The organism is Occallatibacter sp., assembly GCF_049510455.1.
Classification (GTDB): Bacteria; Acidobacteriota; Terriglobia; order Terriglobales; family Acidobacteriaceae; genus Telmatobacter.
On the sequence record NZ_JBEKYX010000113.1, the window covers coordinates 1 to 12,343 of the forward strand.

At 58.7% G+C, this 12,343-nt stretch carries 13 protein-coding genes and 1 pseudogene; 6 read left to right on the plus strand and 8 right to left on the minus strand.

Annotated features, from left to right (window positions below; translation table 11 throughout):
• Nucleotides 1–203: hypothetical protein (locus ABSG47_RS17860; protein WP_424171061.1), on the plus strand; the 203-nt coding region annotated here is incomplete at its 5' end.
• A gap of 27 nt (nt 204–230) precedes the next feature.
• Here ABSG47_RS17860 and ABSG47_RS17865 read toward each other — a convergent pair.
• From ABSG47_RS17865 to ABSG47_RS17890, 6 genes and pseudogenes are all read right to left on the minus strand, one after another.
• Entirely contained in the window at nt 231–863 is a 633-nt protein-coding gene (locus ABSG47_RS17865) for an aminotransferase class I/II-fold pyridoxal phosphate-dependent enzyme (RefSeq protein ID WP_424171062.1), read from the minus strand.
• 59 nt (nt 864–922) lie between these two features.
• Nucleotides 923–1,339 (minus strand): annotated as a pseudogene (locus ABSG47_RS17870) (aminotransferase class I/II-fold pyridoxal phosphate-dependent enzyme); the annotation flags it as partial.
• A gap of 26 nt (nt 1,340–1,365) precedes the next feature.
• Nucleotides 1,366–2,019 carry a class I SAM-dependent methyltransferase gene (locus tag ABSG47_RS17875; protein ID WP_424171063.1) on the minus strand — a complete coding sequence of 218 codons (654 nt, stop codon included), beginning with the start codon at nt 2,017–2,019 and terminating at the stop codon, nt 1,366–1,368.
• A gap of 311 nt (nt 2,020–2,330) precedes the next feature.
• Nucleotides 2,331–3,305, minus strand: a complete 975-nt coding sequence (locus ABSG47_RS17880; RefSeq protein WP_424171064.1) for a cation diffusion facilitator family transporter — start codon at nt 3,303–3,305, stop codon at nt 2,331–2,333.
• Nucleotides 3,306–3,419: 114 nt separating this feature from the next.
• A complete protein-coding gene (locus ABSG47_RS17885) occupies nt 3,420–3,905 on the minus strand; it encodes a hypothetical protein (protein WP_424171065.1) in 486 nt (161 codons plus the stop codon).
• A gap of 120 nt (nt 3,906–4,025) precedes the next feature.
• Nucleotides 4,026–5,117 carry an NADH:flavin oxidoreductase/NADH oxidase gene (locus tag ABSG47_RS17890; protein ID WP_424171066.1) on the minus strand — a complete coding sequence of 364 codons (1,092 nt, stop codon included), beginning with the start codon at nt 5,115–5,117 and terminating at the stop codon, nt 4,026–4,028.
• Nucleotides 5,118–5,240: 123 nt separating this feature from the next.
• On the opposite strand from ABSG47_RS17890, the gene hslV reads away from it, so the two are divergent.
• The 3 genes from hslV to hslU are packed head-to-tail and all read left to right on the plus strand — an operon-like array spanning nt 5,241 to nt 7,821.
• Nucleotides 5,241–5,822: an ATP-dependent protease subunit HslV gene (hslV, locus tag ABSG47_RS17895; protein WP_481133039.1), complete on the plus strand. Its 582-nt coding sequence runs from the start codon at nt 5,241–5,243 to the stop codon at nt 5,820–5,822.
• Nucleotides 5,823–5,873: 51 nt separating this feature from the next.
• Nucleotides 5,874–6,290 carry a DUF3052 domain-containing protein gene (locus ABSG47_RS17900; protein ID WP_424171067.1) on the plus strand — a complete coding sequence of 139 codons (417 nt, stop codon included), beginning with the start codon at nt 5,874–5,876 and terminating at the stop codon, nt 6,288–6,290.
• Nucleotides 6,291–6,315: 25 nt separating this feature from the next.
• Nucleotides 6,316–7,821 carry an ATP-dependent protease ATPase subunit HslU gene (gene hslU, locus ABSG47_RS17905; protein ID WP_424171068.1) on the plus strand — a complete coding sequence of 502 codons (1,506 nt, stop codon included), beginning with the start codon at nt 6,316–6,318 and terminating at the stop codon, nt 7,819–7,821.
• 96 nt (nt 7,822–7,917) lie between these two features.
• Here the strand turns inward: hslU and ABSG47_RS17910 are convergent, their stop codons facing one another.
• Both ABSG47_RS17910 and ABSG47_RS17915 read right to left on the minus strand, forming a co-directional pair.
• Nucleotides 7,918–8,316 (minus strand): hypothetical protein, encoded by a 399-nt coding sequence (locus ABSG47_RS17910; protein WP_424171069.1) that lies wholly within the window; start codon nt 8,314–8,316, stop codon nt 7,918–7,920.
• Between the two features lie 75 nt (nt 8,317–8,391).
• Complete coding sequence (locus ABSG47_RS17915) at nt 8,392–10,260, minus strand: AAA family ATPase (protein WP_424171070.1); 1,869 nt, start codon at nt 10,258–10,260, stop codon at nt 8,392–8,394.
• A gap of 233 nt (nt 10,261–10,493) precedes the next feature.
• Between ABSG47_RS17915 and ABSG47_RS17920 the strand changes: the two genes are divergently transcribed.
• Nucleotides 10,494–11,645 carry a right-handed parallel beta-helix repeat-containing protein gene (locus tag ABSG47_RS17920; RefSeq protein WP_424171071.1) on the plus strand — a complete coding sequence of 384 codons (1,152 nt, stop codon included), beginning with the start codon at nt 10,494–10,496 and terminating at the stop codon, nt 11,643–11,645.
• A gap of 202 nt (nt 11,646–11,847) precedes the next feature.
• Nucleotides 11,848–12,216: a VOC family protein gene (locus tag ABSG47_RS17925; protein WP_424171072.1), complete on the plus strand. Its 369-nt coding sequence runs from the start codon at nt 11,848–11,850 to the stop codon at nt 12,214–12,216.
• Nucleotides 12,217–12,343: the final 127 nt, after the last annotated feature.

Below are 12,343 nucleotides of genomic sequence, written 5' to 3' on the forward strand. Positions count from 1 at the left end.
CAGCCGCAAAACATGGAGAGCCTGAAGCAATCCCTCCGCTGAAACCGGCTGTGGTGAACGCGAAACCATGGACGTCGACGAACGTCCATTTCGCTCATTGGTTCGCCTTCATGGCGACGGGGCGCATGGTCCGCATCCCGACCACGGTCGATGCGTATAGGCGCGAGTGCCTGGCGCTGGGAATCAATGGAAACGGCATTTAAATCCGATGCGCTATCGCGATATCGGTATCACCCCTTCGCAAACATCTGCTTAATCCCGCGCAGCGCCTGCCGGGTGCGTTCCTCATTTTCAATCAAAGAAAAACGCACATGCGTGTCGCCGTACTCGCCGAAACCGATGCCGGGGCTGACGGCGACCTTGGCCTCCGTAATGAGTCTCTTTGAAAACTCCAAGGAGCCAAGAGCCGAGTAGGCCTCGGGAATCTTCGCCCACACAAACATCGTGGCCTTGGGGCTTGTCACCGGCCATCCGAGTTTGTTCAGTCCCTCCACCAGCACATCGCGGCGCTTGCGATAGGTTTCGCAGATTTCGGCCACGCACTCCTGCGGACCTTCGAGCGCGAGGATCGACGCCACCTGGATCGGCGTGAAGGTTCCATAGTCGAAGTAACTTTTCAGCCGGCCCAGAGCGTTCACCAGCACCGGATTGCCCACCATAAAGCCCACACGCCAGCCGGGCATGTTGTAGCTCTTCGAAAGGGTGAAGAACTCGACCGCAACATCCTTCGCGCCGGGAACCTGAAGCACGCTGGGAGGCTTGTAGCCGTCGAATGCGATGTCGGCATAAGCCAGATCGTGAATAAGATGGAAGCCGTACTGACGCGCCAGCTCAACCAGCCGCGCCAGAAACGGCAGCTCCACTGTAGGTCTTCAAGCTGGCCTAAAAAGTGTTCGCGGTCCACAATCGGCACACTGACCACATGCGCACCGGCAATCACTGGGCCATAAATATGGATCGGATAGCTCGGATTCGGCACCAGAACGGTATCGCGCGAATCGAGAATGGCAAGGCAAAGGTGGCTAATGCCTTCCTTGGAGCCAATCGTGACAATGGCCTCAGTGTCCGGATTCAGGTCCACGTCATAGCGCGTCTTGTACCAGTTGCAGATGGCGCGGCGCAGACGCGGCAACCCCTTCGAGACCGAATAGCGATGCGTGACCGGCTTCTGTGCCGATTCAATCATCTTGTCCACAATGTGCTTTGGAGTCGCGCCGTCGGGATTGCCCATACCGAAGTCAATGATGTCCTCGCCGCGGCGGCGCGCGGAGATCTTCATCTCGCCGGTAATGTTGAAGACATAGGGCGGCAGGCGCTGAATACGACTGAACTCTTCCATAAAGATCAGTTTACAGTTTGTTCGCTCTACGTCCGCGTGATTGTCGCGAACCAAGCCGGTGCGCCATTGTCATCGTGGAATCGCGTCAGAACACGGTCCGCTTTGATACTGACGACATTCCATCCGCTGCCGGAGTCAAAGGCAGCTCTCAGATCTTCCTGGCGAACAGGGTGCGGTCCAGTCTTGGGACCTTCGTCGCTGAAGCACAGTATGTAGAGAGCCGCACCGGGGTCGGTCACCGATGCCAGGCTAGCCACATATCCCGGCCGCTCCTCGCTGTTGAAGGTGTGGAACAATCCGCAATCCAGCACCGTCTGGAATTTACGCCCCAGGCAGTCCAGATGGAATGCGTCAGCTACTTCGAATTCAACCTGAATCCCGCGTTCGCGAGCCTTCTGGCGGGCCATCGTCAGAGCGGTCTCAGCCACATCTACGCCGATCACCGTCACTCCCAGCGAGGCAACAAGCAGAGAATTTTCGCCCGTTCCGCACCCCGCATCAAGCACTGCTCCGGTGAATTTGCTTTGAGACACAAGGCGCGCAATCGCAGGCTGCGGGCGGCCAATCTCCCATGGTGCCGATCCGCCAACGTAGGAGGCATCCCAGCACACACCTGTCATCTGTTCATGGCTGGTCGGTCGCCGGCCGCCAAACGCGTCGTGGGACAGATCGTCAGTCATTTTGAAACAGAACTTAGATTCAAGCTGGGAGCCGCGAGACGGTGGACAATACGATTGATGGAAAAGATGCAGAGGAAGATCATAAGCACTGGCGCAAAGACACCGACGCCATCGCTGAAGACCACCAATGAATCGAATTCAGCTCCGCGCCAGATTTGATGAAGCAGATTGATGAGGTTCACGCCAGCGCCGAACCCCGAGATGGCGATCAACAACACGCAAAGATTCAGGCTTAACAAATACGAACGGCGAGATGGCCTGTGCAGGTCCCGAAGGTACTTCATGGCCGCAAGTATAACGCGAAAGCGCGCTCAATGTGCGTGCCCGTGGTGATGATGCCCATGTTCGCCGCTGGAAGCGCCGACCATCTCCTCCGGCGGCACCACGCAGCCATGCACCACGACGCAGTTACGATGCTCAAACTGGATCGTCGGGTGGCAGATGTCGAAGTGATCCTTCAAAATGTGATTGATCTTGCCCAGGATGACTGCGCTCTCCGAAGGTGGAATGTCCTCAATCGTCACATGGCACGCCAGTGCACGCGACTGCGAGCCGATATTCCAGACGTGCAGGTCATGCACATTGAGCACGCCGGAGACGGTTTCCATCTCAGTGCGAATCTCCAGTAAATTGACGCCGCGCGGAGTTCCTTCGAGCAGAATGTTCAGCGTCTCGCGCACGATACCCGCAGAAGACCACAAGATCAGCGCGGCAATGATCAGCGAGAGCACCGGGTCGATCCAGTTCTGGCCGGTCAAGAGAATGCCCGCGCCGCCTGCGATCACAGCAGCCGTCGAAAGCGTGTCGCCGGCCATGTGTATAAAAGCGGAGCGCAAGTTGACGTCGCGTGCCACACCCCACAACAGCGCTGCAATCACGCCGTTCATCAACACGCCGGCCGCCGCCACAATCATCATGAGCCGCGGCTGCACAGCCACGGGCGCGCTGAGCCGGTGAACAGCCTCGACCGCGATCCAAAGCGAAATGACCACCAGCGTTCCCGCATTCAGAAACGCAGCAAGCACGCCCGCGCGCTGATAGCCAAAGGTGCGCTGATCGTCCGCGGGGCGCGACTGGAAGTAAACCGCAGCGAAGCTGAGCAGAAGCGCGAGAAAATCCGAGACGTTGTGTCCGGCCTCTGAGAGCAGCGCCAGCGAGTGCGCTCGCAGACCGGCAACAAAGGTCACCACTACATACGCCAGCGTGGCAATGAGCGAGATGCGGAGCACGGATTGTATCTTGCCTGTGCTCGCGGACTGACCTGGACCCGACGGCGCGGCATGCATGTGCATGACTACAGTGTAAACAGTGATTCGCGATTAGGGGTAGGGGTTAGAAATGCCTGGAGCGGACCCGCATCGAAGTGCGCGCAAACTAGCTACCAAACACGAAACACTGCCTTACTGGCCGTGATTGACCTGCATGCCTTCCTGGCCCGCGCCGTCCGTCTCCGTCTCCTCATTGGGGACAATGAACGGAATATTCGACCTTAGTCCGGACCAGTTTTCCGCCACCACAATGGTGTTCTGCGGGTTGCCGGGCTGGTAGCGCACGCTGCAGGGATAACCGGCACGCACCAGCTCCGCATTCACCGTGCCCTGCATCTGGCTGATGTCCTGCGAGCACTCGTAGTCCACGCCGCCGATCCGGTAATCGTAGAGGAGCAGTGTAATGGTTCGACCGTCTTCGCCCGCCATCTGGCTCACGTCCAGCAGGGTGCCGTCCACAATGCGCCCGGACTGCGTAAGAAAGGTGCGGCGGGCGAGCTCGATCTCATCGGCAGTGGGCTGTTTACGGAAGAAAAGCCACGCGCCAAAAGCTGCCACACCTGCCACAAGGGCGGCTCCAGCGGCAAATTCCCAGATTTTCTGGTCCTCTAAGTTCATTCGCGCGGGGACTCGCCATAGCTAACCCCAATTCAAGCATAGCTCAGATGGAATCCAACCGTATGCGGGCAGGCGGTTGGTTGAATCTGAAACTTCCGAAAATTCACCTCATCCACCGGTTCAACGCGAGCGCCGCGCCCGCACATACTGCACCGGCCAGGCAATCTCCTGGCGCAGAACCTCCGCCGCTTGAAGCGGCCAGTAGGGATGGCGGAGCAGCTCCCGCGCAAGCAATACCAGGTCGGCCTGGCCTGTGCGGACGATCTGATCGGCTTGCGCCGGCTCGGTAATCATGCCCACGGCGGCTGTGGGAATGCCAGCTTCGCGGCGAATCGTCTCAGAATGATGCACCTGGTATCCCGCGCCCACTGGAATCTGCTGCGCCGGGTGATTGCCACCGGTAGAAACATCCACCAGATCAATGCCTTCCTGCTTCAGCAGTTTTGCAAACTCGACCGACTGTTCGAGATCCCACGAGGGTCCAAGCGACTCCGGAGCCCAGTCCGTGGCGGAGATGCGAACAAAAATGGGCAGCTCTGCGGGCCAGTTGGCGCGCACGGCGCGGACAACCTCAAGCGGAAATCGAACGCGGTTCTCAAAGCTGCCGCCGTAGTCGTCCGTGCGGTGATTGCTGAGCGGCGAGAGAAACTCATGCAGCAGATAGCCGTGCGCCGCATGCACCTCAACCACGTCAAACCCGGCCGCGGCGGCGCGATGCGTGGCCGCAACAAAGTCCGCGACAATCTTCTCCATGCCCGCGCGGTCCAGCTCCAAAGGCGTACCGTAGTGATCTGAAAACGGGATGGCGGAGGGCGCAACGGGCTGCCAGCCGCCCTCGGAAGCAGGAATCCGCCGCTCCGGCGTATCCCACGGCACAGCCATGCTGGCCTTGCGGCCCGCATGCGCCAGTTGCACACCGGCCTTCGCGCCATGCTCATGCAGAAAACCCGTAATGCGTTTCAGCCCCGCAACGTGCTCATCCTTATAAATGCCCAGATCGGCAGGCGAGATGCGACCCTCCGGACTGACCGCCGAGGCTTCCGTCAGCACCAATGCCGCGCCTCCAACAGCGCGGCTGCCCAGGTGTACAAAGTGCCAGTCGTTGGCAAAGCCGTCCGTACTTGAGTACTCGCACATGGGCGAGACCGCAATGCGGTGCGAAAGAGGCAAACTGCGAAGCTTAAGTGGAGAGAAAAGATGATCTGTGGACATGGTCACCTGTTTGGATGCAGGAGCGATGCAGAGGACGCAGGACTTCGGCGCACTCGGTTAGAGCATGCGTTGAGGTTCAGGTGAGCTATACTTTTTGTTGCACCTTATGAGGTTTTTCCTAGATTGAGCAAGAATTCTGCTACACCGAACCGTCCCCGCATCCGCTCCACCACCGTAATCTGCGTCCGCCGCAATGGGCAGGTCGTCATGGCCGCCGACGGTCAGGTCACGCTCGGCGATCATGTGCTGAAGCACTCCGCAAAAAAAATTCGCCGCCTCTATCAGGACAAGATTCTGGCTGGATTTGCCGGTTCCACTGCCGACGCCTTCAATCTCTTCACACGCTTTGAGACCAAGCTGGAGCAGTTTAACGGCCAACTGCATCGCTCTGCAGTGGAACTGGCCAAGGATTGGCGCACAGACAAAATGCTCCGCAATCTTGAAGCGCTGCTCCTCGTTGCCGACAAGGGCCAGACCTTCATCATCTCCGGTTCGGGAGATGTGATCGATCCCGATGAGCCCATTGCCGCTATCGGCTCCGGCGGCAGCTACGCCACAGCCGCAGCGCGCGCGCTTCTCGAAAACACCGATCTCTCGGCGCTCGAAATCGCACAGAGGGCCATGAAGATCGCCGGCGATATCTGCATCTACACCAACGACCGCATCACCATTGAGGAGCTGAAGGACTCGCCGGCAAAGCAATAGCGCAACCCCGCAATGGATTGCGGGAATCGCACCATTCGCACCAGGAGCAACATGGCAGGGTATTCCGGTACGCCGCTGTTACGAAAACTTGGCATTCAGGAGGGTCATCGTGTGCTTCTCAAAAATGCCCCCGCCGAATTGCCGGAGGAGCTAAAGGAATACTCGGGCATTGTCTCCCGCAAAAATCTGGATGTGGTGTTGTTCTTCGTACAGTCCGCCGCTGCGCTGCATACCGGACTTGACCCGCTGCTCAAAACGATCAACGTCGATGGCATGCTCTGGATCGCCTGGCCCAAGAAGGCTTCCGGCATTCAAACCGACGTGACGGAAAACCTGATACGTGACCGGGTGCTTCAAACACCTCTTGTAGACATCAAGGTCTGCGCGATTGACGAAACCTGGTCGGGATTAAAATTTGTAATTCGCAAGGAACACCGCGCGGCCTTTGCCCCAGCCGCGAAGAAATGATGCGAATTGAACCCTGAGGAACCGAATGGCTATTTATCTTCCCGCATCCGCTGAAGAAACCGAACTCGCTCTTGACGAGCTCACTCCGCGCGAGATCGTCGCCGAGCTAGACAAGCATGTTGTAGGCCAGAAGGCCGCCAAGCGCGCAGTTGCCATCGCGCTGCGCAACCGCCAGCGCCGGCAGAAGCTGCCGCCCGATATTGCCGACGACATCATGCCCAAGAACATCATCATGATCGGGCCAACGGGCGTAGGCAAAACCGAGATTGCGCGCAGACTCGCCAAGCTGACCAACTCACCGTTCCTCAAGGTGGAAGCCTCGAAGTTTACAGAGGTCGGTTACGTTGGCCGCGATGTCGAGTCCATCGTCCGCGACCTTGTCGAGATCTCCATCGACATGGTTCGTGAAGAGCGCCTTGAAGAAGTTGAAGACAAGGCGGAGATGAATGCTGAGGAACGCCTGCTCGATCTGCTCCTGCCGCCGCCGCCCACGCCTCCGCAGGGCCAGGAAGGCCAGCTCACTCTGCCTGGGACGGAATCGCATCAGCGCTCGCGCGAAAAACTTCGCCAGCAGTTTCGCGAAGGCAAGATCGACGACCGCACCGTGGAAGTAGACGTGCGCGAGCGCAACACGCCGCAGTTCGGCATCATCTCCAGCCAGAACCTTGAGGAGATGGAGATGAATCTCAAGGACATGCTGCCAAATATTTTCGGCGGTGGCGGCTCGCGCAAGCGCAAGATGAAGGTCACCGACGCCTTCGACTACCTTGTACAGGAAGAAGAGAGCCGCCTCATCGATATGGATCAGGTCACGCGCGCCGCGGTCGAGCGCGTCGAGTCCAGCGGCATCGTATTCCTTGACGAGATCGACAAGATTGCCGGCCGCGAGGGCGGCCATGGCCCCGATGTCTCACGCGAAGGCGTGCAGCGCGACATCCTGCCCATTGTGGAAGGCACCACCGTGAACACACGCTACGGCATGGTCCGCACCGACCACATTCTCTTCATCGCAGCCGGCGCATTCCATGTCGCGAAGCCAAGCGATCTGATTCCTGAGCTGCAAGGCCGCTTCCCCATCCGCGTGGAGCTGCATTCGCTCACCGTGGAAGACTTCCTCCGTATCCTCACCGAGCCCAAGGCCTCACTGACCAGGCAGTACTCGGCATTGCTCGAAACGGAGGGCGTGCGGCTTGAATTTTCCGCGGAAGCGTTGCGCGAGATGGCTCAGTTCGCCTTTAAGGTCAACGAGACAACTGAAAATATCGGCGCGCGAAGACTGAGCACCATCATGGAACGCGTACTCGAGGACGTTAGCTTCCTCGCTCCTGACGTGGCGCGCCGAGTACAGAATGACGAGCAGGCCCAGGCGCTCACCGCGGCAATCAAGAGTGACGCCAGCACCGATCTGCCTTATGAGGAGCGCATGACCGCATCCGGCCCGGAGAAGGTCTTCCTCATCACCGACGCGTATGTAAGGCAGATGGTGGCCAGCATTGTGAAGGACCAGGACCTGAGCCGCTACATTCTCTAACGCAAAAAAAGGGGAAGGCGGTTGGAGGTCCGCCTTCCCGAGGATGTTTTCTGGCTACGTCATTGTCTGCGGCCGCTCGCGTGGCTGCGGACAACCTTACCGGCCATGCACAATGTGTATGGCGCGAACTTCAGATACGTTCTTGTCGAGACGAGCTGTCATCAACTTGTCGTACTGAACGGAGCGGAGCGCATAGGCGCCATCACTCTCATCAAAGCGCAGCGTGACCTTCGGATCGGGCGATGTCTCTCCGTTCCGCGCGGCAAACCATGTGTAGGCCTGCTTGCGGTCCTCAGTTTGCAGTGTGACAAAGCTGCCATCGGAGGTGCGCGTCACGAAGTAGTTGCCCGCCGGAAGCGCTTTGCCGTTGATGTTGAAATTGAATGGCACGCTGACGGTCGCGGTTGCGACTGCGGCAGAGGCGGTTTTCGTGGTAAAGGCTGCTGTCGCCAGAACGGCCAGCGTCAGAACGATGGAGCGAAGAGTGATCCGCATTGGGCTAGTCCTCCTACCCAAAACCACACTAACCCTCCCCAAAAACAAATGCGTCAAGTTCCCGTGGAGAAAACGTTAAGTTTTTGTGCGATGCATTCGCGGTGTTTTCTTTTGTTGCACGGCGTGCAATGTATCGCTTGAGCCATTGAGAGCAGCACGAATCTCGCAAATCGTCTCTTCGCGCTCTTCACTATTCAGATTTTCTGCAATGCCCAGCGCGCGCGCGAGCAGTTCTTCTGCCAGCGTTTTGTTCTCTCGCGCGGCATGAGCAGCAGCGCGCAGAGTATCAATGGCGCGCAGCCATTCTCCGGCGGCTTCAAAGTGCATTGTGATTTCATGCGCCACGTCAAACTCGCGCCCGGCAAAGATGCGGCGCAGGCGTTCGGCCACGCGCGTGTGCCGTCGAGCGCGCCGCGCCGCTGGCTGTCTCTGGTAAAGCACTTCGCGGTAGAGCCCATGCGCAAATACATAAAAAGCAGAGCGCGTTCCATCGGGAAGCTCATCATGCCCCGCGCGTCGAATAAAAGAGACGCGGCGATCAAGCGCATCGCATGCATCTTCGGTAGCAGCAATGTCCTCTTCAAGCGCCGCCGCAACGGCCCATGCCGGAAAGGCAACGCTGATCAGGCTTGCCGCTTCGAGCAGTCGTTGTTCGGCGGCAGATAAGCGCGCTATCTCCACTTCCATCATCTGCGCCAGCTCTGCGGGAACGCCGGTCTCCGATTGCACCAGTGGCGCACGCAGCTCCCAGTGTCTCTCCGGTCCAGACCCGGCATTTACCAGAAAGCGTTCCCCAATCAGATGCTCAAGAATGGCCAGCGCGAAGAGGGGATTACCCTCTGCGTGCTGCTGGACAAATACGTCCAGGCCGCTTGGCAATACGCTTGCCCCAAGCTCTCGGCGCAGCAGTTCCGCAGTCTGCGCCATTGTCAGCGGAGACAGCGTAAGCTCTGTGCATAGCCGCTGCATACTCAGATTCTGCCTCAGGCGCTCAACCGGATGCCCAGCTCCAGTCTCATGCGAGCCAATCGTTACCACAATCATGAGCTTCGCCGGCATGCGCCTGTGCGCCAGAGCAGAGATCGCGTCAAGCGTCGCATCATCGGCCCAGTGAATGTTCTCCAGTATCAAGGCCAGGGGCTTCTCAGCGGCCAGCTCTTCAAGCGCCGCGCACAGCTCGCTTGCTGTTCCTGCATACGCGCGCCCATTCTCGTTGCGGGCAGCGCCTTCTCGTAAAGAACCCGGTAGCCAGGCCGGCGCAACCCTCGCCAGCACTCTGCACACCCGCTCGCCATCCGCTGAGGCGCACAGATGCGCCAGCGCTTCGAGCACAGGGTAGTACTGCTCGCGCGCGCCAATCCCCTGCACGGACTGTCCTCGCGCTATGGCAATTTTCGCGCTAGCCGCCCACTCGCTTGCAAACGTGTCGATGAGCGCAGTCTTGCCCATACCCACGTCCCCGCTGATCAACACTATCTGTCGCGTTTTGCTAGCAAGCCGCTCTACGCAGCTTTGCAGCGTGCGCAGTTCCTTCTCGCGGCCAACTAGCTCTCGCGTGGCAAACTGGTGATCAGCGCCAGCGGTCGCGCCATTCTTCGGCGTCTCCACAGCGGCGGCAATGATGGGCCTGCCATTGCCATTCTCCGTCACTGCCGCAAGAAAGACGTATCCGCGCTTGGGCAGGGAACGGATAAAGCGCGGCTGCCGGGCATCGTCGCACAGCAGCTTGCGCAGTTCCAGCATATAGGTCCGCAAAATCTGCGGCTGCACATAGGTATCCGGCCACAGCTTATCCAACAGCTCATCGTGGCTGACCAGCCGCCCCGGATTCTCCACCAGGTAACGCAGCACGGCAAAGGCTCTGGGAGGCAGCATGATCTGTGCGCCGTTTTGCCACAGACACTCGTTCTGCTCATCCAGACCAAATGACTCAAATTGCTTCACTGAGCCGCACCCCTCCGCATGTCACCATCTTGTGTTTCCAGCAACTCACCTTCCATACGCAGCCCGGGCCGCACCCGTTCTCTTTCCTCTATTTTCCATCTTGGACGCTTAATAAATTAGTTGGTCTTCAAAAATAGATGTTCGTTTACGAACAGTACTGTCCTTTTTCGAACGCTGGAAGTCCTCCGGCAGAGGTTCTATATAGTTTGAAGTGCAGTCTTCGGGGGTTCTGAATGTCGGATTTCAATCGGCGGGATGCAGCGCGTGCCGCCATGCTCGGCGGAGCATCGTTTCTGTTAGGCCAGAGCAATTTGCAGGCGCAATCTTCAGGGGCTCAAAGCGGCCTGCTTGACGCGCATGCCTTTGGTGCAGTGGGCGACGGCAAAACCGACAACACACTTGCTCTCCAGAAGGCGCTCGATGCAGCAGCGCCTCTCAGCGGCGGCGTCTTTCTGGCGCCCGGAACCTATCTTACGCGAGAGCTTCACGTCCGCCCCGATACTGCCCTCATTGGCATCGCCGCGTGGAATTATTCGCACGGCGGTGGCTCAGTACTCAAGCTCACCGGCACGGACTCAAGCTGCCTGCTCAACTTGACCGAGGCACGCGGAGCCACAATCGATGGGCTTGCTCTCGATGGGGGCTTTCTCGGCGCAGGCATTCATGGCATCTATACCAACCGCACCAAATGGGGCGAGCACGAGGACGGCTTCCGCATCGAACGCTGCCAGGTCGCCCGCTTCACCGGCGATGGCATGCGGCTCGATTGCGTCTGGTGCTTCAGCGTGCGGCACTGCGAGCTGGCCTACAACCACGGCGATGGCATGAGCATGCGCGGATGGGATGCCTTCATCCTCGACAACTGGTTCAGCGGTAACAAGGGCGCAGGCTTTGCCGCGCGTCGCGAAAATGCCTCGGTCACTTTTATCGGCAACCGCATTGAATGGAACGGCAAAGAGAACTTCGTGATCGTGGGCGGCGACGGCTACCAGATCAACAACAATTTCTTTGACCGCGCCGGAACCATCGGTATTGCGATTCGCAAATCGAACTGGGGACCGCAGCAGATCAACATCACCGGCAATCTCATCAAGCGCAGCGGCAAGTACGCTGACCCCGATTCGCATGACTCAGCGCAAGTGCTGATCGAGAATGCCAAGGGCGTCACCTTCACGGGCAACACCATCTGGGCCGGTCGCGACGATGGCAACAAGGGCCTGTGGTCGCCGTCCTTCGGAATCATTTATCAGGGCCTGGAGAACTGCATCCTCCGCGACAATGTTCTCCACGACGGCGCGCTGCGCCAGCTATTCGCGGACCTCGGCGAGCAAGGTCCCGGCGTGATCGTTGGCGACAATCCGGGCCGGCTTCTCGTGCCGCGTTGAGGTTCTTCTTTGCGCAATCCTGGCGTCTGTGCTACGTTTTTCTCGTACCTCGGCAGCCTGCGCAGATTTCGCGGCATTTTAATCAGCAGGCTCTACCTGCACTCTCCAGTTTCTGAGCGGGTGTGGATGGAGGCGTATCGGAAGCGCATCAGGAAAGGTGCGCCTTTTCCAAAACGCCACTTCAACCACAAGGAGAATGCAAATGAATCAGCCAGAGAATCGCCACCACGCCATCAACTACATCGAGTTCGCAGCAACGGACATCGCTGCGGCAAAGAAGTTTTTTTCTTCCGTCTTCGGCTGGAACTTCACAGACTACGGCCCGGATTACGCTAGCTTCAGCGCAAACACAGCAGGTGTAGACGGCGGTTTCTACAACGCCGAACCGCACGAGCCACACTCAAAAACTGCGCCCTTGGTCGTCATCTACTCAGCCGACCTCGCAGCCACCGAAGCCGCAGTCCTCGCCGCTGGCGGCAAAGTCGTTGTCTCCACATTCGAGTTCCCCGGCGGTCGTAGATTCCACTTCGCAGATGGTGTCGGCAACGTATTGGCAGTCTGGTCGGAGTAAGACACTAAAGCATCTCTCCCGAAGGTATAAAGTTCGGACGCCCCACCCTCGCCGCGTATTCGTATTAGCGGCCAGGCAGGGATCGCTCCACAGCAAGAGGAGAACTGCTCTTGTCCCTATATCCCTT

What these genes read in the sequence shown, in the direction of transcription:
- ABSG47_RS17890 (WP_424171066.1), bottom strand. Translation starts at nt 5,117, where the DNA reads ATGTCCACAGATCATCTTTTCTCTCCACTTAAGCTTCGCAGTTTGCCT.
- ABSG47_RS17880 (WP_424171064.1), bottom strand. Translation starts at nt 3,305, where the DNA reads ATGCATGCCGCGCCGTCGGGTCCAGGTCAGTCCGCGAGCACAGGCAAG.
- ABSG47_RS17925 (WP_424171072.1), top strand. Translation starts at nt 11,848, where the DNA reads ATGAATCAGCCAGAGAATCGCCACCACGCCATCAACTACATCGAGTTC.
- hslU (WP_424171068.1), top strand. Translation starts at nt 6,316, where the DNA reads ATGGCTATTTATCTTCCCGCATCCGCTGAAGAAACCGAACTCGCTCTT.
- ABSG47_RS17920 (WP_424171071.1), top strand. Translation starts at nt 10,494, where the DNA reads ATGTCGGATTTCAATCGGCGGGATGCAGCGCGTGCCGCCATGCTCGGC.
- ABSG47_RS17900 (WP_424171067.1), top strand. Translation starts at nt 5,874, where the DNA reads ATGGCAGGGTATTCCGGTACGCCGCTGTTACGAAAACTTGGCATTCAG.
- ABSG47_RS17910 (WP_424171069.1), bottom strand. Translation starts at nt 8,316, where the DNA reads ATGCGGATCACTCTTCGCTCCATCGTTCTGACGCTGGCCGTTCTGGCG.
- ABSG47_RS17885 (WP_424171065.1), bottom strand. Translation starts at nt 3,905, where the DNA reads ATGAACTTAGAGGACCAGAAAATCTGGGAATTTGCCGCTGGAGCCGCC.
- ABSG47_RS17875 (WP_424171063.1), bottom strand. Translation starts at nt 2,019, where the DNA reads ATGACTGACGATCTGTCCCACGACGCGTTTGGCGGCCGGCGACCGACC.